Source organism: Parabacteroides leei (assembly GCF_023369805.1).
In the GTDB taxonomy this organism is placed as follows: Bacteria; Bacteroidota; Bacteroidia; order Bacteroidales; family Tannerellaceae; genus Parabacteroides; species Parabacteroides leei.
In genome coordinates this window covers 42,577-67,992 of sequence record NZ_JAMBQG010000018.1, presented here as the reverse complement: position 1 = coordinate 67,992, position 25,416 = coordinate 42,577, and the positions used below count along the sequence as shown (strand labels likewise).

General features: G+C 36.0%; 18 protein-coding genes. 3 read left to right on the top strand and 15 right to left on the bottom strand.

The features are described from left to right. From M1P97_RS20845 to M1P97_RS20830, 4 genes are all read right to left on the bottom strand, one after another. Entirely contained in the window at nucleotides 1–1,209 is a 1,209-nt protein-coding gene (locus M1P97_RS20845) for a TIGR04150 pseudo-rSAM protein (RefSeq protein WP_249390101.1), read from the bottom strand. Beyond that, the gene (locus M1P97_RS20840; protein ID WP_249390100.1) at nucleotides 1,206–2,471 is read right to left on the bottom strand and encodes a radical SAM peptide maturase; all 1,266 of its coding nucleotides are present in this window, start codon (nucleotides 2,469–2,471) and stop codon (nucleotides 1,206–1,208) included. Before M1P97_RS20840 ends, M1P97_RS20845 begins: the two co-directional genes overlap by 4 nt. Before the next feature lie 12 nt (nucleotides 2,472–2,483). Next, on the bottom strand, nucleotides 2,484–3,662 hold the full coding sequence (locus tag M1P97_RS20835) for a 6-bladed beta-propeller (RefSeq protein ID WP_249390099.1): 1,179 nt from the start codon (nucleotides 3,660–3,662) through the stop codon (nucleotides 2,484–2,486). A gap of 160 nt (nucleotides 3,663–3,822) precedes the next feature. Then, on the bottom strand, nucleotides 3,823–4,050 hold the full coding sequence (locus tag M1P97_RS20830) for a TIGR04149 family rSAM-modified RiPP (protein ID WP_249390098.1): 228 nt from the start codon (nucleotides 4,048–4,050) through the stop codon (nucleotides 3,823–3,825). 327 nt (nucleotides 4,051–4,377) lie between these two features. Here M1P97_RS20830 and M1P97_RS20825 point away from each other — a divergent pair, with 327 nt between their 5' ends. Together M1P97_RS20825 and M1P97_RS20820 are read left to right on the top strand one after the other, a co-directional pair. Further along, on the top strand, nucleotides 4,378–4,659 hold the full coding sequence (locus tag M1P97_RS20825; protein WP_249390097.1) for a transposase: 282 nt from the start codon (nucleotides 4,378–4,380) through the stop codon (nucleotides 4,657–4,659). A gap of 181 nt (nucleotides 4,660–4,840) precedes the next feature. Further along, nucleotides 4,841–5,704 (top strand): transposase, encoded by an 864-nt coding sequence (locus M1P97_RS20820; RefSeq protein WP_249390096.1) that lies wholly within the window; start codon nucleotides 4,841–4,843, stop codon nucleotides 5,702–5,704. Here the strand turns inward: M1P97_RS20820 and M1P97_RS20815 are convergent. The 10 genes from M1P97_RS20815 to M1P97_RS20770 all read right to left on the bottom strand — a co-directional run bounded on the left by M1P97_RS20815 (nucleotide 5,624) and on the right by M1P97_RS20770 (nucleotide 22,089). Next, nucleotides 5,624–6,718, bottom strand: a complete 1,095-nt coding sequence (locus M1P97_RS20815; protein WP_249390095.1) for a 6-bladed beta-propeller — start codon at nucleotides 6,716–6,718, stop codon at nucleotides 5,624–5,626. The genes M1P97_RS20820 and M1P97_RS20815 overlap by 81 nt on opposite strands. A gap of 238 nt (nucleotides 6,719–6,956) precedes the next feature. Beyond that, nucleotides 6,957–7,181 carry a TIGR04149 family rSAM-modified RiPP gene (locus M1P97_RS20810; protein ID WP_249390094.1) on the bottom strand — a complete coding sequence of 75 codons (225 nt, stop codon included), beginning with the start codon at nucleotides 7,179–7,181 and terminating at the stop codon, nucleotides 6,957–6,959. Nucleotides 7,182–7,279: 98 nt separating this feature from the next. Beyond that, nucleotides 7,280–8,020 (bottom strand): helix-turn-helix transcriptional regulator, encoded by a 741-nt coding sequence (locus M1P97_RS20805; protein ID WP_249390093.1) that lies wholly within the window; start codon nucleotides 8,018–8,020, stop codon nucleotides 7,280–7,282. After that, nucleotides 8,017–8,796 (bottom strand): galactosyltransferase-related protein, encoded by a 780-nt coding sequence (locus M1P97_RS20800; protein ID WP_249390092.1) that lies wholly within the window; start codon nucleotides 8,794–8,796, stop codon nucleotides 8,017–8,019. The genes M1P97_RS20805 and M1P97_RS20800 overlap by 4 nt, the downstream gene beginning before the upstream one ends. Continuing rightward, nucleotides 8,793–9,839: a glycoside hydrolase family protein gene (locus tag M1P97_RS20795; protein WP_249390091.1), complete on the bottom strand. Its 1,047-nt coding sequence runs from the start codon at nucleotides 9,837–9,839 to the stop codon at nucleotides 8,793–8,795. Before M1P97_RS20795 ends, M1P97_RS20800 begins: the two co-directional genes overlap by 4 nt. A gap of 46 nt (nucleotides 9,840–9,885) precedes the next feature. Continuing rightward, nucleotides 9,886–12,543 carry a glycosyltransferase gene (locus tag M1P97_RS20790; protein ID WP_249390090.1) on the bottom strand — a complete coding sequence of 886 codons (2,658 nt, stop codon included), beginning with the start codon at nucleotides 12,541–12,543 and terminating at the stop codon, nucleotides 9,886–9,888. A 7-nt stretch (nucleotides 12,544–12,550) separates the two neighbouring features. After that, nucleotides 12,551–15,670, bottom strand: a complete 3,120-nt coding sequence (locus M1P97_RS20785; RefSeq protein WP_249390089.1) for an alpha-1,2-fucosyltransferase — start codon at nucleotides 15,668–15,670, stop codon at nucleotides 12,551–12,553. 62 nt (nucleotides 15,671–15,732) lie between these two features. After that, nucleotides 15,733–19,740 (bottom strand): glycosyltransferase, encoded by a 4,008-nt coding sequence (locus M1P97_RS20780; protein WP_249390088.1) that lies wholly within the window; start codon nucleotides 19,738–19,740, stop codon nucleotides 15,733–15,735. A gap of 8 nt (nucleotides 19,741–19,748) precedes the next feature. Further along, nucleotides 19,749–20,108, bottom strand: coding sequence for a DUF3244 domain-containing protein (locus M1P97_RS20775; RefSeq protein WP_249390087.1), 360 nt, complete (start codon nucleotides 20,106–20,108; stop codon nucleotides 19,749–19,751). Between the two features lie 139 nt (nucleotides 20,109–20,247). After that, nucleotides 20,248–22,089, bottom strand: a complete 1,842-nt coding sequence (locus tag M1P97_RS20770) for a hypothetical protein (protein ID WP_249390086.1) — start codon at nucleotides 22,087–22,089, stop codon at nucleotides 20,248–20,250. 85 nt (nucleotides 22,090–22,174) lie between these two features. On the opposite strand from M1P97_RS20770, the gene M1P97_RS20765 reads away from it, so the two are divergent. After that, nucleotides 22,175–24,073, top strand: coding sequence for a glycosyltransferase family 10 domain-containing protein (locus tag M1P97_RS20765; protein WP_249390085.1), 1,899 nt, complete (start codon nucleotides 22,175–22,177; stop codon nucleotides 24,071–24,073). 16 nt (nucleotides 24,074–24,089) lie between these two features. On the opposite strand, the gene M1P97_RS20760 is transcribed toward M1P97_RS20765, so the two are convergent. After that, on the bottom strand, nucleotides 24,090–25,169 hold the full coding sequence (locus M1P97_RS20760; RefSeq protein WP_249390084.1) for a hypothetical protein: 1,080 nt from the start codon (nucleotides 25,167–25,169) through the stop codon (nucleotides 24,090–24,092). Nucleotides 25,170–25,416 lie beyond the last annotated feature (247 nt).

Genomic DNA, 25,416 nt, shown 5'->3' with positions numbered 1-25,416 from the left:
TTAATTCTTCACATGACAAAGATTCGGTCGATCAAGAGCTATTTCGTAATTAGATGGTGAAGGACATAACCATTGATAAACACAATTTTCACATGTAGCCTGAGTTCTCAATTTAAACCATGATTCTCCACTAGTGAATTCCTTATATACAATCGAATAGGGTGAGTCGTCAATAGTACCCAATGAAGGCATATTAACATTTGCGTAAACTTTCCCATCAGGCATTATCGTTAACTTACCAAAGTCTCCGGTATTTATTGCCTGTCGTATAAAAATCTCATTCTTAGATAAATCGATATTATCCATATCCTCTTTTTCTATAAATACATTTGATTCGAAAAAAGACAGATTCTCTTTATTATATATGGGGATAAAATAGATATCCCGAGCTGATGAGAATGTATCAAACATACTCGAATATCGCAAAAAATCATCATCAGAAAAGACAAAGACCGTGAGAGAAAAAGGAAGAGGAAAATCCTTCAAAAACGAAATATCAAAAATTGTATCAACTAATATATTAATCCGAGTATCAGTCGGCCAGTTCATTTCTTTTATCTTCTGTACATGGTCCAAGAAATCCATTATCGATATATGAATAGTCAATTGAATGGATAATTCAGAAATATCGTTGATCAATCCTTCAAAATCAGAATATGAAAAAAAATCGCCAACTAAGTTGATATTAGATAAAAAGAAACTCCGACTATTTTTAATAAACGATCGAATTTTCTCTCTCTCTAAAACCAGATTGCTTCCAACTGGGAAAATGGTTTGTTTAAAATATTCAGCATCTCCCTGTTCACTTCCATTAATATAAAATGTAAGCTCATGAAGATTTTGAAGTATCTTCCCCCTAAACCCAAGCTCTTGTTGCCCTTCATAATATTCTCTATTATCTTGAACTTTCAAAATAGGCATCAATGAAACCGGTCTTTTATCAAATTCAACATTCAAGGATAGATACCCGGCTTGTATATTTACTAACGAATGAACCCATTCATTAATTTCGTTATCACTAATCTCGTCATCTGTAAGTTCTACTGTATACAAATTTTCTATTTCCTGCAGTTGATGACAAATCTTTTCAATTTTATCAGATAAATTAAAAAGCAATCTATTTTTATTCTCTGCATTATATACTAATCCCATATTACCTTTTAACCATAAAAAGGTATCCTCATGTAATGTAAACCAATGTGTATTCATAATGTAAAACTAATATCATTTAATACTCTTTTGTAGTAATGAGGATGTTCTCGAAGAGAAATAAAATTTTCTTCTTTTTCTTTATTAAATCTCTTCGGAGTATAGAAACTAGGACAATGCGTCGATTTACTCCTTATGTCATCAATATGATATATACATTGAAAACAAAATTTACTTCCGACACAACTAATACATTGATCTTTAAATTTTGACAAATAATAATTATGTCGTTCTGCTACATGATTATAATCCAGTTCTACTGAATCATCATGAACATGTCCCACCTCAAAATCATGATCTATACGTTCACAAGGCAAAATTTTACCATCCACTGCGAGAAACAACTTCTTTGAAAATGGAGTACATGTTCCTGTTGATACTACATCATTACCGTATTTTTGCATCAACAGTTGATTATAGTTATAATATATATTTCCACTCGTATGATATAAAAATTGTGATAATCGAAGTCCTTTAGGCATTGTCAAAAAATACTTATCCTGAATTGCTTCACAATTCGTAGATTTAATAAGACTCTGTGACTTATTCTGATACATTGTCCAAAATTCTTCTTTTTTATCTTCACTTATGGAATGAGAACTCAATGGATTAATCATAGGCGTCTTATCAAAATGAGTTTTAAAGAAATCAAGAAGAGGTTCTACGTCATTCCTGTTATGTAATACTGAGATAAAAGTCACTTGATAACTTTTGAAATAGTCCGGATAAGTTTGTTGCAGTAGTTTCACATTGCGTATAACCCGACTATATGAGTTATTTCCTGCATGATCTATCCTGTAACCCTGAGCTGTCTCATCACCATCAAGGCTAATAGCCAAATTAAATTTTTTCTCCGCCAAATAATCCATCTCTTTATCCAGCAACATAGCATTGGTAGTCATTGCATAGTAGACTTTCCGACCGAGGATATTTGATTTTTCAATATAATCTATAATTTTTTTTATCAAAGGCATATTTAGTAATGGCTCCCCGCCGTAAAAACTCACAATAAGTGGTAAATTCATATCTTCTACATAATTCTCATTCCACAAATTAAGAAGATAATCGACCATCAACTTCGCTTTTTCAAATGGCAAATCTCGAAATTCTCTTAGATCGTATTTTTCATATAACCGTTCTGATAACCCACAATATTTACATTTCAGATTACATTTTTCAGTAACCTCAAAAACAATATTTTTAAGATTAATCAAATTATTCTTTACGACTTTTTCGTCTATTAAGCCAATTGTTTTCATCATACATGTTATTTATTACTTAAATTTGATAATCCTTACCACCGGATTATCATCTTCAACAAGATTCTTTGCAATCTTCATACCATTCCCCACTAAACGTTTTCCGTTATAAGCATCTATGACAGATGATGCCTGAATAAATTCGGCAGACATATTCTTGGCGATGGCAGGAGATCCACCTGGTTCCCATCTTCCCTGACTCCAAGCTCTTGTGTCATATTCTGTATCTAAAATAGACACTTTATTTATCTCACTAGTTTTAAAGTCATACATAAATACTGGAATCTTTCCTCCTGACGAATTAAAATCTAAAAGAAACGTACCGATTAGCATGAATTTATCGGTTGTTAAAATAGGCATCCATATATTCCGGGGCTCAGAGGCGTGAACTGATGGTGTGCGGGTCAATAAGGGTATTAGTCCCCTGTTTGGAGATATCTGGTATAGTGTATCGGACGATATATCCATCATCATTATATCTGAACCGTAATGCATGTTCTGGAAATAATAAAATTTATAGGGCCTCCAATTATTACCTTCTAATTTTTGAGGAATAGCATTTGAATATCTTTTAGAAAAATGGATTCCCAACAAGGAAATCAGACTACCATCTTTTTTTGAGACTAAGCGATAAGGATCTTTTTTAGTCCTGTCTGCACGGCCCGGTTCTATAATTACACTATCATATATAAGTAGAGATTCTTCATCAAAATTAAAAACTTTCATATCATCCACCATCGTATTTACTTTCAATGTCCGTTTGTATTCTCCCTTCAGCGAATAAACCTGAATGAATTGCGAACACACATAAATCTCCTCCTTCTTTTCATCTAAAATCGTACCAGTACTAATCCATACATATTCCATACCACTTTGTCCTTTATGGTTAAAATGAGAATAGAGCTTTCCTGTTTTACGATCGAAAACAAATATATCTCCCAGCCGAGCTTCATGTACGAGAATATACTTATCGGTAACAGCAGAGAGTACCGATGAACCTCCCATCAATATATCAGCAGTTGTCTCTAACGGTACATATTCAATATCAGCCATATCCTGAAGACATAATTTCTTTTGAGGATAGTTTTTTGAAAAATCAAATACAGGTAAATTTCCAGTCTTTGACTGAGAATTAATTACTTGACTTCCTATAAAGAAAAGGAATATCACCCCAAAAAAGTATTTCATCTTCATAATTTTCATGTTTAAGCATTCACCATACAAAAAACAAAGGCTGTCTCAAAATAAAAAATCATATTTATGTGTCATTATAGATTAAATCAGCAATCTTATACTTATAAAACAATAACCCTGAAACTACAATCGTTCTTTTTAAAACAGCCTTATTTTTCTTTTATATCCCATGACTTACAGTGCCAGAAAGATTTGCAGTCACACTACCACTCCCACTGTCACTTGAGTGTTGCCCAGATGGCATACTCCCTGAGCCGTCCCAACTACCACAACCACAAGCACCACAACCACAACCACAATTAGCTCCTCCTTTCAATACATTCTGCTGTCTTTCATCTAGCGCATTCTCGCTAAGATGATTTAATTTTAGTTTTTCAAGCTTTTTCATTTTCTCTTGATTTAGAATTAATATTCATCAAATAATATATTACAAAATTGTAAAAATCAAGAATATCATACAATAGGTGATTTCCCTATATTTTATACGATTATATTTCGCTATTCAGGGTCTACCGAATCAACACAATTAGCTAATTATTAACATTTTACCACGTATTTTATTGCTCAATTAGGATAAAAGGCTATATTTGTATGTTAAATGAAGCAGATATGAATTTTAGTTCACAGGAGAAACAGCTACAAATAGATGCGTTTAGGTCTTCATTAGAAGGCTTATTTAAGGAACCGTACAACAGTCGCTTAAACAACGGCAAGCGTGGCGCAGGTAATAAACACGCGCATGATTGTTGGTGCTTTAGTAATCAAACATAAAATGAATCTTTCGGATGAAGAAACAATTCTTGCCATTGAGGAGAATCCCTATATGCAATACTTTGTGGGTCTATCTGAGTTTACAGATAAGCCCATCTTCGATTCGAGTTTATTTGTGGCCATTCGCAAGCGTTTGGGCACAGCCGATTTCAATGACATGAGCGTCTCATTGTTGACATTGCAAGTGGAAAAGGCCAGAGTGGCTACCTATTCTGATAAAGAATAGAGAAGGATAAATCCAACCCGGGTGATTCTCCATCCGGCAACAACACTTCAGACTGGTTCATCCCACCACTTATTACAAATCTGTCCGGAGCGCATACCTTGAGGTCATTAAGCACAAGAAGAAAAGTAAAAGTCTGATAAACAAAGGAAAGTCTCTTTTATTGGGCTATTTGATCCGCGACATGCACAGTTTCATTGACTTGATAGCCATCAATGGCGCCCACTTGTTTGACGACCTTAAACGTAATGAACAGAAGATCGCCGGAGCGATTATTAAGATGTATCATCAACAGAAACAGATGTTTAAGCAAGGTTTTCGCACTTGTACAGATCGTATCATCAGCATCTTCCAATCACATATTCGCCCCATTGTCCGTGGTAAGGCCAAATCACCTACTGAGTTCGGTGCCCAAATAGGTGCAAGCATTGTCAATGGCTATACTTTCGTGGATCATCACAGTTGGGATGCTTACAATGAAGCTTCAGATCTATCTCTTCAGATTGAACTTTATCGCCAACGTTTTGGTTTCCTTCCGGCACAAATTTATGCGGATAATATATATATGAACAGGGAAAACCGGAAGCTGATGAATAGAATGGAAATTCAAGCGAAGGGAAAACCTTTAGGAAGATCTCCCAAAGAAGCTGAAACGGAAGAATACCAATCACAAATAGCACAAGCTGTTGGCGAACGAAATGAGATAAAGGCAACTTTTGGAACGGGTAAACGAATTTATCGAGCGAACAATATTAGAGCTAAGTTACCTGAAACAGCCAACTGCTGGACTGCTATGTGCTACTTCGTGAAAAACGTGAAGAAGTTCCTAAGAGAACTTCTTCATGCTCTATTTTACGTGCTCAATCTATTGATAAATACAGGCAGTATTTGGGACAATATTTTTGCCAACAGGAATTTGACTATTGTCGCATTTTACAAGATTGGATTATTCAGCAAACCCTATTTATTACTTGAATTTGATAATCCTTACCACCGGATTATCATCTTCAACAAGATTCTTTGCAATCTTCATACCATTCCCCACTAAACGTTTTCCGTTATAAGCATCTATGACAGATGATGCCTGAATAAATTCGGCAGACATATTCTTGGCGATGGCAGGAGATCCACCTGGTTCCCATCTTCCCTGACTCCAAGCTCTTGTATCATATTCTGTATCTAAAATAGAGACCTTACTTGTATCACCAGTTTTAAAGTCATACATTAATGTAGGAGTCCTCCCTCCAGACGAATTAAAATCTAAAATAAATGTACAGAACAGCATAAAGCTATCGGTAGTTAAAAGGGGGAACCATATATTCCGAGGCTCAGAGGCATGAACTGAGGGTTTACGGATCAACAAAGGTATTAATCCCTTATTTGGGGATAGCTGGTATAGTGTATCAGAAGATATATCCATTATCATTATATCCGAACCAGAATGCATGTTATGAGGATAATAAATTTGAAGAGGTCTCCACATATTACCCTCTAATTGTTGAGATATTTTGTTCGAATATCTTTTTGAAAAATAAAGCCCTAGTACGGAAATAATACTACCGTCTTTTTTTGATACTAAGCGATATGGATCTTTTTTTGTTCGATTTTCGCGACCGGGTTCTAGAACAATATCATCATATATAAGCAAAGATTCATCATCAAAATTAAGGATCTTCATATCATTTTCAAATCCACTTATTTTCAATGTTCGTTTGTATTCTCCCTTCAAAGAATATACCAGAATGAATTGGGAACACACATATATTTCTTCCTTTTTTTCATCTAAAATCGTACCATTTTTAATCCAACTATATTCCATACCACCTTGCCCTTTATGGTTAAAATGAGAATAGAGTTTCCCCGTTTTACGATCGAAAACAAATATATCACCCAATCGAACCTCATGGACGAGAATATATTTATCCGTAACAGCTGAGAGAACCGATGACCCACCTAATAAAATATCATCCGTCGTCTCTAACGGCACATATTCAATATCTGCCATATCCTGAAGACGCAACTTTTTTTGAGGGAAGTCTTTAAAAAAATCAAATACAGGCAAGTCCCCTGACTTTGATTGGGATCTAATCACTTGGCTACCCCCAAAAAAAAAAGGAATAACACCAAAAGAAAGTATCTTGTCTTCATAATTTCCTTGTCCAAATATTAATTAAACAAAAGACAAAGACTGTCTTAAAATAAAAAACATATTGAGCATCATTACAGATTCAATTCACAATCTTATACAACAATAGCTACTATAAGTGTTATTTTTAAGACAACCTTATTCCTCTTTTATTTTATATCCCGTGACTAACAGTGCCAGAAAGATTTGCACTTACACTTCCACTCCCACTATCACTCGAGTTTTGTCCATGTGGCATAGTACCCGTACCATCCCAACTACCACAACCACAATTGCCACAAGTACAAGGACAGGAACCACCTTTCAAAGCATTCTTCTGTCTTTCATCCAAAGCATTCTCGCTAAGATGATTTAATTTTAGTTTTTCAAGCTTTTTCATTTTCTCTTGATTTAGAATTAATATTCATCAAATAATACACTACAAAATTGTAAAAATCAAGAATATCATACAATAGGTGATTTCCCTATATTTTATATTTATATACGATAGATCAGTCTGCGATTGGAAGCGTACTGAATTGCCTGTTCTATTGAGTTTACTCCAAATTTTTCAAAAAGTGCACACCTTATGCTCTCTATCGTTTTATCAGAGACATTCATTTTATCCGCCGTTTCCTTTAAGGAGAATCCCTGCTGGGCCCACATCAGCATTTCTTTTTGTCTTTTGCTTAATGATAAAAATGGGTAATATGTCCATTTTCCCATTTTAAAAGAATAATTAGAATAACCCATATTTCTATAATATGCAAATAATTGATTATTTTGTTCCCGAATAACAGAGGCTGACAATATACAAATTCCATATCGTAATTGAGTATTCACCCATTGTGGTTTCAATTTCACATAGGCCATAAAATAATTAAATTTACCATTTGATGATAAATCACTATTAATCCTCAATAAAAATGAAAAATAATTAATCCGTTCTATAGGTAATTCATTGTTGTTAAGACTATCCTGAATAATATTACACACATCTTCCAAAAAATCTCTATCATTTGGATGAATGATCTTTTTACAACAATCAAAATCAAGAAATTTCTCTGTATAACTACAAGAGATCGATTCATTTTTTGGCATATAGTTAAAACTCTTTTGATCAAAATCAAATACAACAAGTGAATCGGCTATCATACTTGATAAGAAGTCATACATAACAGAGCATTTTTCAGCATCCATTTCCGAACTATTTTCGAGATTTTGTATCTTGTTTTTCATTTATGAAATTTATTTATTAGTTCTTCTTTCGTCGAATTTCTGATTTTGAAATATTCGTGCATTATTTTAGCTTCATGATAATCAGATCGAATCATCCCATTTTGGTCTCTAGGATGAGAAAGATGAAATAAAACCCCTTGACTCCTAAACATTCTATAGTTCAGTATCAGCCAACGATAATAACGTTCTCCGTCTTCGGCTCCCCACCCATAAAATAGTTCATTTTCCAGACCGGAATATTTATATTTTTCTGTAGAAATAAGAAAAGCTCCTCCCACAGCATTCCCTTTACTTGAAGAGGAATATAATAAATCCATTTTGGACGTGTTATTTTTCAAGAACTCAATATTTTTATAAAGCAGATAATGTCTCCTTAGAATCTCAGAAGTATCAAAGCATCTACCATCATAAGGATAGGCAAAATCACAATTTTCAATTCTAAGTTGATGCACAGCTTCCATAATTTGAGTACTTTCCATAATTATATCAGCTTCCCATACACCTATAATAGCAGTATTTATCTGTTTCAAAAAGGTATTCAAATGTTTTGTACGATGAAATATAGGATCTTTATCTTCAATAAAAGAATAGGATACTGTATTACCAACCAATCGTTTTAATATTCCATTATTATAATACGAAGCTTCAACAACAACAATATGTGTGTCAAAATTAGATTCCAGGAGCTCCAGAGCAAGCAGCAAATTTTCTAACCGAATTATTGAATCAATCCGGACAACAAAAATAAAAGTAGTATCTGTCAATTCGTATTTCATAAGAAATGTCTTTTTATATGTAACAATACCAGGTATGCTCCCGGGAAACCATCAAAGAGTTGTATGTATCTACAAAAATAAAAATCTTTACTTAACAATGCATTCCATGCCTCTGAAGTACTTATCTTAGAAAAAAATAACTGTGGATCATAATCAATACTATATGATGGATTTGTCTTTTGAAGGTAAAAGAGAAATATATACACAGATGATAGACCATTTGTTACATATATTCCCTGATTTCCAAATTCTGTGTTGACTATATAATCAATATCAATGCTATCCTTCAGTAATTGGATATGAGAATCTATTTCATTTTTATAATATCCTGGCAGATAAGGTTTAATACAGGTAAGCCCCCACAATAAATAAAGTCGGTTCGCATGCGAAAGAGGAAACATGGATAATATTTGATTAATATATTCTTCAAGAATCTTACTAATTCTATCATTATATATATTAAGATCATATATTTTGCTCATGATATACAGAAAAAACGGCAGATGAAAGTCACGCAACGAAAAAGAAAAGTATTCATTAAAAAAGTCGGCATTCAAATCCTCTTTAAACATTTCAATCGTTTTTATTATTAATTCTTGAAAAACATATTGATTATCTGAAGATGTTTGTTCTGTATACCGTACATACAAATAATATAACAAATGAATAAGATCCGCTTTCGGAATATGTTTCCTGGTATCTTTATAGATTAAAAATGCCAGTTTTTTAAAAATGACACTATCCATATCTTCCAATATCTCATTGATATCACCTTCTATAAATTTTTCTTTTACTAAATGACTTATACCAATAGCAACACCAGCCAATCCGGACTCTACAGTCACATCAATTGTATCGGATAACTGACTCACTACATCATCAAGCAAATTTTCTGCCATCTGTTTAAATTCATCATTCTCTTCCCAACGGGATAAGTAAAAATAGTAGATACACAAACCCAATTTCCCCGTGACTAAACCTATCGGATAGTCCTTTTCTGCAAACGAGAACAATTTCTTATTAAAAAAATCCATTTGATTCATATCCACTTATATTTGTTTTACTTTTATGTTTTTCTACAAGAGACTCTTACCGCAAATCCCTTTTTATCCAGACCGGATAAAACCGAGTATACAAATTCCAACTCGGTCTATCAATCTCTTCTAACGGGATCACCGATGTGCCATATCGTTTCAATAAAAGAGATAAGACACTCTGGTCATGCCGATGCTCCACAAAACCTTCCTCGTTTGGAGATTGTGAAAGTGTATTATCCATCAAATGAAAGTCTTCATAATACATATCCATCCAGAATTGAATTAAAGCAATCGTTTTGGGCTCTTTACGGATAAAAATTACTCCTGCCTGATATTGAGGAGAATACATATATTCCTGTCCTCGTACCTGGAAATAATCCAATAGATCCCCCTTTGTCCAAAAACATTCTTTTCGCATAGATTCCAATTGTGAAACCAAAAATCCGCTTTCATTATGCTTCACTTCTTCCCAATAAGCCAGTAATTTTTCTTTTCCACGGCTATTTAGATGGCATCCCATATCCACATACAACAATACATCTCCATTATCCATCGTGTTCAACGTATCCAAGATTATCCGTGGTTTCCATACCCAATAGCCAAAACCACGAACGCCAGCATGCAACTGATCCTGAAAGTCTTGTCGGAACGACTCCGATAAATCATACTCATTATAAAAATGAATGGTATCGAATAAATCAAAATCTTCCGCTTGTTCCATCAATCTCTCACGGCTTACTTTAAAACGCGAATCACCAAAGCTACAGAGATGTAATCGTCCTTCTTGCTTTTTGAGAGGAGATAAACAATTTTGTTCATTTTTAATCAGATGGCACAGCCTGATAAACGGATGCATCTGTAGCTGTGCTGCTTTCTCTATAAAAGAGAAGCGTAATGGAGACTTACGCCATTGTTGATATTGTTCATACAATACCGGATCATCACAACAGGCTTTCAGATGAGCAGCCAATTCACTGGCTGTATTATACTTACGCACATCAACATAACAATGGTCTCCCGGAGCAAATGTATCGATATTAGGTGCTCCGAAATAAACAGGTACAGCCCCAACCAATAGCGGATCAAAAAACTTTTCTGTTACATAATCCTCTGCGCACGAGTTCTCAAAGGCGATTACAAATTTATACCGTCTGTACAAAGTCATTTTGGAGAAATGTCCATTATCTTTCTCCAACCGACAATTATTAAATAGTTTTCCATACGAGTCGATCCCTATCTCCTCCATCAATTCTTTCAAGTACTCCTGACGTCCACTTTGGTTTAACGAACTGGAAATCATCATACAAACATCGTCTCGTAATACGAAAGGGAGAGAAGTCGTTCGCAGCAAACGAACCGGATAATCTTTTTCATAATAAGGGTATAACACATCTGCACCTTGATGATAAGACATCCAATAGTCGAACAGGCTCATAAACTCCGTGCTTTTTATAAAAGGATAGTTCTCTTCACACTCCATAGTCCACCCTACCCAACGTTGACCGGGCAACTTCTCCAAATCACCTTCCAAATCGAACCTCAATGTCGGCAGGTGAAAAACTACAACATCGGCACGATCCAGGTATTTTTGATCAGAGGTGATCAAGATATCTTTAGGAACCTGTTCTTTCGGATATATCAGAGGATCTCCCCACATATGGCTATAAAAAAGGATCACGGTCATCTTTTCCGGTATCATAGCCGGTATGCCAATAACCTCCGATGATATTCGCCACGCATGGTAGTTCTTTAACTTTCCCCTAGAAGTTTGATAACAAGATAAGCATTTTGAACGTACCTCTACCGATAAACTATTCCTCCTGTGATACAAGTGAAACAAACAATGACTGACCAATCGGAAGCGACTGTCCCTATTTTTATCCAACAGTCTGAAAGCCATATAGTATAACCTGGATGCTTTCAGATAAAGCATGCTCCAAAGCAACCGGCTCTCTTCCCTGTTAAACTGATTGGCATAACGAAGAATACGATTAGCTATATAAAGCAAACTATTCAGCCGTTTTCCTGTTTCCAACGTATGCATGATGGAATCAAAACGCTGACGATAATAGTAAAAGACCTGATCCATACAAACAACCCGTTCCGCCAAACACATACACTCTACGCACCACAACTCATCTTCGTGAAGTATCGATTCAAAACGAAACTGATGTTGTTCCACCCATGCACGACGATATAAATAAGAAGTAACCATCGGTACCATTTTTCGACTCCTGGAAAGTTCGATAAAACAATAGCTGCCCGACAACACTCGTCCGGTAACCGATTCGGGCAACGGCAGATACGGGGAATAAGTGCGACCCTCGGAAGATATATACAATATATTCCCCAAGATCATATCGGCATCATCCCGTTTGGCTTGCTCATACAAACGAGCCAATTCATCCGGTATCACCCAATCATCGCTATCGACAAAAGAAATATACTCTCCTTTGGCCTCTTCTACTCCTCGATTTCGGGCAACAGAAACACCGCTGTTTGGTTGATGAATCACCTTAACTGTGGGATATTCTCCCGCATAACGATCTAAAATCTCCGCAGACGAATCAGTCGAACCGTCATCCACCAGTATGATTTCCACACGAATGCCCGAAACTTGCAACAAAGACGTTACACAGTCTTCTATATATCGTTCCACATTATAAACTGGAACAATACAAGACAATTGATATGAATAGTTCTTTTTCATAATACATTTACACTTTTCCATTCCCCCAACCCCGGATGTATCGTCTCAACTCTCCGGATGCCATACCACAAACTTTCAAAAACTCCTTACGATTTTCATTCTCTGCCTCATCGTCTCTATATCGGGAATTTTTATTTCGGGGGTGGTACAGATGAAATAAAGGACCATCTACTCTCGTTATCGGCAATCCTAGAATAAACAGACGCCTAACTCGCTCCTGATCCTCCATTCCCCAACCATAAAAAAATTCATTTTCGCCTCCAGCTTCCAGATAAATATCTTTACGAACTAAAAAAGCTCCTCCGACAGAATTAGACATACAGCAAGAGTTACCGGGACTTTTTAGCTTCAATAGATAATCGATCGAACGATCCCTACGATAAAAAGCACTCTCCTCCAATGTGCAGAAATAGAAACGACCGTCATATGGATAACTCATGCAAGCTTTTCCTTCACTAATATCCTGCAATGCATTATCTATTTGTTCATCCGAAAGAATCACATCCGTATCCCAAATTCCCACTAAAATAGTTTCTGCATCCCGTAGTAGTTGATTTAAATATTTTGTACGATGAAATACCGGATCACAATCTTCAACAAAACTATATCTTACATTCGAATATTCTTTTTTCACTTCATAAATAGGCATTGCATCCGCTTCAAGAATTAGAATGTAAGTCTGCTTTCTACGAGATAGTTGTTCCAATATGATATCCAAATTCGCACTCCGCTCGGGTGAATCAATTCGAACAGGAATAACAAATGTAACATTCGCATTTTCTATCCTGCTCAAACGAGTAGAAAAATCCATTGCAGAAACATCCTTATTCAACAATCTTGTTATCCGCTCCGAATATAATTTCCAAGCATCTATTTTCTTTATATCATCCAATAATAGACCAGTATAAAAAGAGTGGTTCTTCAAGTAGTCCAGCAAACAAATCAAATTCTGCTTATTAAGATCATTTATTCGTTGCCATGTCCCTTGTCTTTCATAATCGACATCGACTCGAAAAGTCAGATAATGAATCCAACCACATAGTAAGTCGAAATCCTTAGGACGATTCATAGCAAATGTAGTCAATCTCCAGTCTATATCAGACAAAATTTCATCTTCATTACCTGCTACAAAACTGTTACGCAATAGATAAATCAAACCACATCCCAAATAACAAACGGTATATCCTTCATTTGCTACCGCAGTAGTTGTATCGATTATAGCATCTAATAATTCATCAGCCTGACCCGCAAACCAACTATTACCGGTATAACGGGCATAGGTATACAAACAAATAACTCTTCCCATATCCGGATTCCCCAATACAAATTCATCCGGTATTTCCTGATTTTTTGATTTATAACGATAAATAGTTGCTAACTGATTTTTTGCAAGGTCCTCTGTCTTATTTTCATAAAAATCGACTCCGTGTTTCTGATATCCGGATGGATGTAACGCAATCCAACCTTTCGGAAGAATATCCGGAGCCAACATATTTGTGTACCAACGATATGGAGCTATTACAATCTTATCTATACGGGCATTCAACCAGGCACCCCACCAACTAAAGGTACTATTTGCTATAATATTATGATGACATAAAGACATCAAATACATATCCTGCCAACTATCCATCCCTTGATTCCAATCCACAACAACCGCATTCTCTATCAGCATATTTTCTTTTACCCAAACCGGATCATCACTAAACAAAAAGAAATAACACGTTTCACCTTGTAACCGTGTTTTCAACAGGGCAATCGCTCGCCTGTAATAATCGTACGTACAGATGTTTCCATATATCTCTTGATTGGTTGCTGTCTGATAATCACTTCGGCGTACATGGATACTCACCGCCATACATGAACGGATTTTGACGGCAACATCGCGTGATTTTTTATTTAAACACGCTGTGTCAAACCGAAATACATTTCTAATGACTGGAGCAATTTTTTTGAAATACAATTCAGTTTGCCAATATCCCCTGTAAAGAGAGAGCAATGGCCAATCAGTTTCAATTGGTTGCCAAAGCGAATCTGCATGTTCTTTCACCAAACGAATACACGAAGCAGGAGTTCTACTTACATATTGAACTAATTCATCATCAGCTAAATGAGTCGATGGTATATTAAACACCTGTTCCAAATTATTTGACCGAAAAGATTCATCCGGCAAAGTACCAGGAGTAAACAAACAAAAATTGCTTTCCGGACATGATGATTTCATCCCCAAAAGAAAAGCATATTGAAACATCTGATTACCTAAGCGTCCAAAACGCTCAACCAAATGAAGTGGTCTTATTTGCATTTCTTTATCCCGTAAATAAGACATAAAAGGGTTGATAAATACCTGTTTTAAAAGGTCTACATTCCCTTTGCCGAATATTTTGTTTTTATCCCGCAAGATAGCTCTACAAGCACCTTCAAATTCTTCCGGCTTACAGAACATCGTTCCGATCACTCTCGGATTTCGTTCCAATAGGTATTTATTCAGATAAGATTCATCATGCCAGACAGCCATAATACCATTTGACAAATCAATTCGAATACATTCTACACAAAATGTTGCCAAATCCAACATTTCTGATACTCTTCCTCCATAAAAACTGGCTTGATAATAACTTTTTCCTCTCCCATAGGGAATATACGCCTGACATAGAGGATTCCTGTCATAGGTATAACTATCCGGATGTTTATCGGAAAAAAAGTCAAAACTCAATACGGAAAAATAGTCGTTCACTTCCTCTGGCAATATTTCACCACACCATACCGGACTTAGAATTTCATAATTGGCATTGATATAAAAAAAATAATCGAAAGCAGCCAACTGCCTACGAATACTCAACATGCAATCATATTTCGCGCATGTATTCATAGCCCATCCATCATCCTTACGAAAGAACATTGAAACATTTGTCAATTCCATGTTCAACAGCCATTCACTATCCGTAAATACGAAATAATGTTTCTCTGCGTCCGGAAAAAGATATTGTTCACACGAACAATAGAACTCTTCCCAAAAGATATCATATTTACCGATCACCAGATAGACAATGGCTATGAGGTAATGTCGTTCCGTATCGTAGACCGGAACAACTTCAGCGTCTTGATATAACCGACTGTATTTCATGTCATCTATGCATATATTATTGTATAGCAATAAGTGATCGTATAAATATCAAGATTATTCAATCAATACGTACAAATCTCATAATCTGATTTATATAGATTCTTTATCTCAGCTATATAATCTGGATCAGTCAACTGAAACTTCACCGACGTTTCATTTGCTGATTTTTTTAACAACGGAACTCCTTGTTCTTCCAAAAACTGATTCAATTTATGGATCGGAACAATATAATCCACATCTTCCGGACGATAATAGTCCGACTGCCTACGAATATGTTCATCCTGATAGAGCGGATCTTTTTTACTTAATTCCAATCGCACAACGGACATAAAGTAATCAAATGAGTTGTTTTCATATACCCCCAAGAGACTGAAATAATAATGAGAAGTCCTTTCCAAACAAAAATGCTTATAACAAGAAACTAAACGTTCAACAGGATCTCGCCAAACTGCAAATTTGATTAACTTACCTGTTTCATCCTCTCTTTCCTTCATTTTTACAACAGGACATAAATAAGGACTGAAGTCATTATATCCGATAAAATTATGTACCTCTTCCCCATCCGGGTAAAATCCATATTTAGAAGATACTACAATATTCTTTAAATGAGTGACCGCATTTTTTGCAATTGCAACAAATGCCATATCATATTCCTCGATCAGACAAAAATAATTATCCAGAAAAGGAGATCTACAGGGTACGTCCAAAGGTATCTTCATCGCATTCTGATTACCGGTTGATAAATAAATTTTCTTTTCCATCACATCGGAAATATGGCTTCCAGAACAGATATATCCAGCCATAGCCTCCTTCGTTAAACCACAAACATGCAAATACACATTCATATTGTCAGACTCTAACTGCCTGTTGTAAAACCCAATACTTGTATTATGCCGATGGGTCAGCCGATAGATTACTCCAGTTACCCATGCTATTGGCATTCCAAGAATTTCCAACCGTTTTATCCGTTCCCAATTGTCTAATAGACCACCATAAAAATGCTCATTTTCTCCACCTATTTTCAAATAAGCTTCTTTATTTACAAAAAAGACACCTCTGGACGAATCCAAAGAAGAATAATTGGCAGTCTCCTTTTCTTTTGATAGAAAAGGATCCAAAAATCCTTGCCGGTACAGAAAGCTATCTTCTACCGAATAAACTAAAAAACGTCCGTCGCCGGGAATACTCATTAAGGCACTCCCATTGCGAATTTCCGTAATCGCATTATCCATTTGCTCACCCGGAACAAATATATCGGTATCCCAAACCCCGACAATAGAGGTATCGGCTTTACGTAAAAGTTCATTTACATATTTTGTCCGATAAAAAACAGGGGAATCATCTTTAACAAAATGATAAAGGACATTCGGATACGTTTTTTTCATCTTATATGCAGGACCTGTATCCGCTTCTAACAAAATCACTTTTACTTGTTTCCTATTGGATAACTGCTCCAGTAGCATATCCAGATTCCGCTGTTGTTCTGAATAATCTATCCGGAAAGGTATCACAAATGTAACCCCGTCATCCTCTGGACTCATGGATTCTGATAAAGAAAAACGACATTCTCTTTTCACTAATATCGGATAATATCGGGAACACAAATCCCATACAGGACGATAAACATCTTCTAAAGGTATTACAGATACTCCATGCTGTTTCAATAAAAGCGAAAGAACACCCGGATCATACCGATGTGTAAAAAGGTCATTATCATAAATATCCCGCCAGGATTGAAGTAAGGCTACGGTCGCAGGTTCTTTACGAATGAACAAAACCTGACAGAAATCCTCAGAGACCAGAAAACCACTCGCATTCTCTTTCACTTCCTTCCAGTAAGAAAACATCTTTTCTTCGCCCCTGCTGTTCAGATGGCAATCGATATCCACATAAAGCAACACGTCACCGTCATTCATTTCGGTCAATGCATCCAATATAATGCGAGGTTTCCAGTCCCAATAACCTAAGCAACGTATGCTGTCTTTCAAATAGATCGGGATATCATTTCGAAATGAACCTGGCAAATCAAATTCATTATACAGAGAAATGGCATCGAACAAGTTGAAATCTTCCGCTTGTTCCTTTAGTCTTTCATGATTTTCCTGATAACAGGAATCGCCAAAACTGCAAAAAGAGAATTTACCATCCATCTCTTTCCGATAATCTTTACGAGAGGATTCATCTTTCACCAACTGGCATAAACGAATGAAGGGATGTAGCTGTTGTTGTGCCGCTTTCAACACAAAAGTCTCCCGCAACGGTTGTTGCCGCCATTGTTGATATTGCTCATATAAAACCGAATCTTCCAGGCAGGCTTTCAAATGGACAGCCAATTCTTCAGCCGACTTAAACTTGCGCACATCGACATAACAGTTATCACCCGGGACAAATTCATCGATATTGGGTGCTCCGAAATAAACCGGAACGGCTCCTGCCAACAATGGATCAAAGAACTTTTCTGTTACATAATCCTCGGCACAAGAGTTCTCAAAAGCTATGATAAATTTATATTGTTCATATAAAGTCATTTTGGATGAACGCCCTTTGTCTTCCGGCATCTGACAGTTATTATACAACTTGCCGTAAGAATCAATCTGCACATTCCGCATCAGTTCCTTTAAATATTCTTGTCGACCGCTCCGGCTAAACGGACTTGAAACAAGCATACAGATACCACGACGGGAATTGTCTGAAAAGACAGATTCACGGAAACGAGCCGGATAGGCACTTGTATAATAAGGGATTTGTACATCTGCCCCCTGGTGATAAGACATCCAATAATCAAACAGACTCATAAACTCGGTGCTTTTGATAAAAGGATAATTATCTTCACATTCCCTTGTCCAACCTACCCAACGCTGATTAGCCGGTTTATCCAAGTCGTCTTCCAGATCGAACTCCAATGTAGGAAGATGAAAAACGACCACATTGGCACGCCCCAGATACTTTTGATCGGATGTAATCAAAAGATCTTCCGGGACATGTTTTCTTGGATACGTCAAAAGCATTTCCCACATTCGATTGTAAAACAATAATACCGTGGTTCCTTCCGATATCACTTCAGGTATTTCGATCACTTCCGGAGATACCTGCCAAGTATGGTAATTTCTTAATTTTTTTCTGGCTATTTTATAACAAGAAAGACAGATAGACCTGACATGGGGTGTTAACCGATTCCTGTCATGATAGATCTGGTACAAGGAATTGGTATCCAAACGAAAACGGCTATCACGTTTTTTATCCAATAACCCAAAGGCCAATTTATATAATTGTGCAGCTTTAACGTATACCATACTCCATACTTCTCGCTTCTCTCCCTTATCGAAACGACCGGCAAAACGGAGTATCCGGTTGGCTATATGCAACAGGCTGTTTATCCGTTTCCCCGTTTCCAATGTATTCATGATAGACCCAGGACGTTGGCGATAATAATAAAACGGCCAATCCGTGCATACCACCCGTTCTGCCAAACACAACGCCTGGACACTCCATAGTTCGTCTTCGTGAACTACCGGTTCAAAATACAGATTGTTTTGTTCCAACCATTCCCGGCGATACAGATAAGAGCAGACCATCGGAACGAATTTTCCACTTCGGATAAATTCGACAAAACAAGTTTCTCCCAACAAAACTTTACCGACAATAGATTCGGGTAAAGGTAAAAATGGAGAATATTCCGGTTCGTCAGGAGCGACATACCGGACATTCCCTAAAATCACATCCGCCTTATCCCGTATCGCTTTTCGATATAGTGTCGTCAACTGTTCGGGATTTATCCAGTCGTCGCTGTCTACGAATGCAATATATTCTCCACAAGCCACCTCCATCCCGTGGTTACGAGCTGCCGAAAGCCCTCGGTTGGCTTGACGAACCACTTTTATATGAGGATTTTCCGACGCATACCTATCCACTATGCCTGGTGACGAATCAATAGAGCCATCGTCTACCAGTATGATCTCCATACGGATAGACGAGACTCGCAATAATGACTCTACACAAGCATCGAGATATTGTTCCACGTTATAAACAGGGACAATGCAGGAAAGCTGATATGGACAGGGTTTGTTCATATCAGCTTTCAAGACAGAATAAAATCGCCCAGCAAATAACCGTATTCATGATTTAAATAAATCTGGTACGCACCAACTGTCTCATCCAACGTAAAGTTAACCGTTTCACCGGAAGAGATTGTAACGCATTCTTTAAGGATTACATTTCCTTCGGCATCAGTCACCGTAATCGTTAAACCAGATAAGACATCTGCACAATAAACAGACAATACATTTCCATCTACGAATATGATAGGTACTTTAGGGAAGATTGTTCGAATTATGTCATCACCCCATTTTCCAGTTATCCCTACTTTAGCTCCTAATGCTATCTGAGAAAAGAGACTCACAAAGAAAATGGCAAAAAATAAAAATACATAGTGCTTCATGATATTAAGTTTTTGTTTTATAGGAAACAAAGTTAAACAAGAATAACTATATTTTACTTTTTGGGACCGTAACAAAAATGTAACAAGAAAAACACCTGTACAAAAATTGAAATACAAAGCATACAAGCTCAATTAAAAATCACAAATTCGATATATATTTGTCTAATTTGGGAGCTGAACCTTTTCTTCGAGTCAATTTCGTATACAGTCTATTCTTATTGAGGGATATAGCCTGACTGGTAATACATAATAATGAGGCAATACGTCCTACCGGAATATTCAATTTTATAAGACAACAGATCTGCAATTCTATTTTTGAGACTCCGGGATAAAGGTCTTTTATTCTACGCGTAAAGTCAATATACAAAAGATGATCTATCCAATCAATCACTTCCTGCCACTTTTCTTCATCCATTTTTGGCCATTCCGTATACAGGCCGTGGTATAAATCAGAGCTAAAAAATAATGTTTTCATCTTTTCAAAATCAACACTTTCATTTCCAGCACATTGGGTTTTATTTTCATCGATAACTTTCAACACCAACGCCAAACTTTTTTCCAGTTCGACCTTCTCTTGTTGTACTGAAAACAATTCATTTTGTTGTTCAATCTTAGCATCAGTTCTTTTTTGCCGTTCCATCCCCAATTGTTGCTTCAACTCAATCTCAACAAATTTTCTCTTGCGCAATTCGAATTCCAGTTGTTCTTGCAATCTCTTTATCGAAACATCACGATCTTTCAAATATTGCTGACTTTTTCTATATTCTTGTTCCTGAAGACGTAACGACTGGTTCAACTGATCTTCTTTTCTTTGTTTCCTTTTATCCCGATAAACGAACATAGTAATTGCCGAAACAAAAAGTAATCCTCCCAGTAAAGAGACTAAATATAGACTTTTAGTTTTTTTATCCACTTTCCGCCGGTAATATTCTTTATCTTTCTCTACTAACTGATAATCATAAAGACTTTGTAGCCGGGCAAGTGTTTCCGCATGTTCCTCTTCTTCTATAGAATCTTTCAACTCTTCGTATTTTTCCTGAAAAACAACATATTCTTGAAAATTTCCTCTCTGTTTTTCCAGTTGTCCCAGAGAATAATAAATTCCTGCTAATGTTTGAATATTTGAACTCTTCTGACAAAAAGAAAGATAGCTATATGCTGAATCTAATTGATCCATTTTCAAGAACAGATCCCCTAATGTAAAACTGATTAAACAAGAATCATCCGGTGATCCTATTTGAGCATATGCTTCCTTTGCATAAGCTAATCCATTTAAATAATCTCCCTTTTTACCATAAGTATCTGCCAATTCATTGAGAATGTAAAAAGAATGAGAATCTGACGTATATGATAAAACTTTGGAATAATAACAGATAGCACTATCTAATTGATTTTTGCAGACATAAATACGAGCTATATTTCTGAAAGTCAGAGACAATGCAATTGAGTCTATCTCCTGTTGAAAATATTCCATTGCTTTTGTTTGAAAAGCCAAAGCCGGTTGATAAAGCTCTTGATAAGTATATAAAGTGCCCAAATTAGCACATAAACGTCCCAATAAAGAATATTCATCCAAATCTTTTCCTACCTCATAAGCCTTCAAATAATATCCTTGGGCTTGCAGAGCATCATTTAAATCCTGGAAAACCCTACCACAATAATAATAAGCCTGCATCTTCCGGTCATCCAAGTTTGTCTTTTCATAATACTTGACAGCTATTTGTATCAATGAATCGGATGTATGTTCTATGCGGCTTTTATCTTGTACCTGCGTATAGAGCAAACACCAAAGAGCATTTTGCTCCTTGGACATATCCTCCCGATATGCTATACTATCTAAAAGTGATAACGTACTATCAGGTCTTTCATTCATATATTCCTCTGCCTCTTCCAATAAAGGAGAGACATTGGTACTTCTACCACAAGCTACCAAACAGAAAAGTAGCAGAAGATTTAGTATTAGCTTAAGTACTTTTGACATACGCAACTGTTTTACAGAATGCAATATAGAACTTTATTTTCAAAAGATCACAAAAAAATTAATACATTTACAAAAAAATCAGACAATGAATACTTCGTGTCCTTTTTTATCTATAATAGTTCCGATATATAATGTCGAAACTTATCTGGAAGAGTGTTTGAACTCCTTGATCAACATCCGGATAATTTCAAAGGAGATTATTTTGATCAATGATGGCTCTACTGATCAGTCCGGTGAAATTGCAGAGAAGTATGCTTCTTCTCATTCCTGTATAAAACTCTTTCATCAATCGAATCAGGGATTGTCGGCAGCACGTAATAAAGGATTGTCTGAAGTTCAAGGGGAATACATAATGTTTATCGACAGTGACGACTGGATAATAGAAGGACAGACCGATAAAATGTTCTCGGAAGCTATCAGTTTTCACCCCGACATAATAATGGGAAATTCCGTTTGCTATTATCCTGACGGACAAACCGGGACCTTATTTAATTCAATCCCATCCCATTTATGCCACATCTGCCTGACAGGAAAAGAGTGTTTTTCAGAATTAATGAAACACGGGGCTTTTCCTCCGATGGTTTTTAATTACCTGTACAAAAAGGAATGGCTAAATAAGCAAACATTGTATTTTGAGAATGTTGTCCATGAAGACGAACTTTGGACTCCCAAAGCTCTTTGCCTCGCAGAAAGCGTTTACATCTCCAACATTGATTTTTACGGATACCGGCAACGGGATGGTTCTATCATGAAAACTTTGGCCACCCCCAAACGCGTACGAGACCTGATTTATATAGCTAATCGTTTGATTCGTTTTGCATCGGAATACAGTTTTGATGGTCCGGACCGGGAAATGAAAAGCGAACTATACGCAAAAGCTTATATGTTATATAATATAGCTTTCTTTTCACTGTCTAAAATCAAAAATGGAAATTTCACTTTACCCTCACATGCATTGTATGTCATTTTCAAAATATACCACCATCTCTCACCATTCTCAAAAAAGAGGATTTTCCGTTATTACAAAAATGCACAGAATAATTTGAAGAGTTATTTAAAATGGAAGATATCTTACTGGGCAGAGAAATTGTCTCCTGAAATAATAAAAAACAAACATATTATATTGATATATAATACTATGTGGGATACTCCTCTAAACATTCCCGTTGAGCAGATTCCGGAAAAATATAGATTTACGACTGACAGGCAGTATTACCCTCAGGCACAAACAGTTATTTTCCACTTACCAACTTTGATCAATGAATTAGAAAATGACCTGGAAAAGCTTGAAAATCAAATATGGGTTGCCTGGATATTGGAATGCGAAGAAAATTACCCTCTCTTCAAAGATCCGGAATTTATGGAATTATTCGACTATCGGATTTCCTATCATCAGACAGCAGATATCATCCAATCGTCTTTAAAAGAAAATTTTACTTCGTTAATGAAACAATCAATCGACACAAAGGAGAGGACGTGCAACATCTGTATGCTTATATCCAGTCCGGTTAACCAAAGTTCAAGACAGGAATACCTGAAAGAACTTATGCAGGAAATACACATAGATTCATACGGAAAACTATTCAATAATAAGAAAATGGATCAGGACAACGGACGGGAATCTAAAATTAATCTATATAAACAATACAAATTTGTCATCGCATTTGAAAATGCTTGCGCTACCGATTATGTTACGGAGAAATTTTTTGATCCATTGATTGCCGGAGCAATCCCCATTTATTTAGGAGCTCCCAACATTGACGAGTATGCACCGGGAGAACATTGTTTTATTCATGTAAATGACTTTAAATCACCTAAAGAGTTAGCCAGTTATATAAAAGAATGTTGTAATAATGAACAGGAATATCAATCATTTTTCCAATGGAAACAAAAAAATCTCCGTCCTCAGTTCATAGAGAAGGCCCAATTACAAAAAACATCTCCCTTCATCCGCTTATGCGAACTACTGGAGACAAGGATCTAAAAATACAGACCAGAAACTACTTCGTTCTCAAATTTGGCAAGTCTCCATATTTTTCAAGCTGATAATCCAATAGACAAGTATGGTAAAAATAAAACATCCAACTACAGGAATTGGGAACAATAAACAGATTTTCAGATTGCAATTCTTCGGCAGATCGTTTTTTCAGAAAAGAATAGGGCATTGTACTGATATTCCCACCTTTTATATTTTCATCCTTACACCAACGCATATGATGCCATAAGAATCCGATAAATACGGAAGATGACATATTCCCCGTATGAAAAGCCTCTATAAAAGAATATCCTTTAGGTTTACTACGGTCTGACGTACAAAACTGTTTCCCCGGATAATAATAAGTATCTTCGGTTACTTCAAAAAAACAATGATCCATTTCTCCATTATATAAACCGATCAACCGGCTCTCACCATTTTTTGAATAGGATAGCGGAACGGCATAATTACCATCCTTCACACACAAATTGACGCCACTTATCCAGGTAAATCCTTTCTCATTTGAAATTCGTTTCAATAGATACTGTTCATAAATATGACCGAACAAGCCGGAAACAATAAAAAGATTTCCCAAATACAACTTAAACCATCCCAGCTGTCCCTTCATAAAACCCTCAAAAATAGAAGCTATAAACTTTTCAACAAACGTAAAACGATATTTTTTATCAGACCTATAAGCATCACAGATTTTAGCAAAGTAAGCCTTAAAATAAATTTGATCGGCATCTATTTTGACAGCATACCTATAAGTAGCCTTCGAAAGTGTATAATTATAATAAGTACTCAATAAATGAGGAGAATCAACCGGCAGATTATAGACATAATCAAACTCCTCTAGTGTCAGATCATGCCCATAGATACGTGGAGTATAATGAAATACCCTAATTTTTTCCGGATACTCTTTTTGTTTGCGTTCCAAAATAACCGGTGTTCGATCCGAGCATTCGTGATAACAAATAATCAATTCATCCAAGGCATCGATAACGGAATCAATAGAATCCTCCAAATATTCTTCTTCATTCCTTACACGCATTAAGCCACTGACACCAACCGGTCTGTTTTGCATTAGCCAATTTGCTCCCATACAATAAAATTTATTAACTATCTAAATACAATATCACCTTTTTCCTGTAAATCCGATATTAACTCATGCATAAAAGAGCAGGCATTAATACAATACTAGCGTCTTACTTTTATTGCTTACAAGCATTAAGATTTATTTTTCGGCAATTTACATAAATTCTCCATACCCCCTCCCTCTTAAACGCTGTAAAATCTATTTATATAAAAGAATATCATTAATATATGCTATCTCCGGTACAATTCCTTCC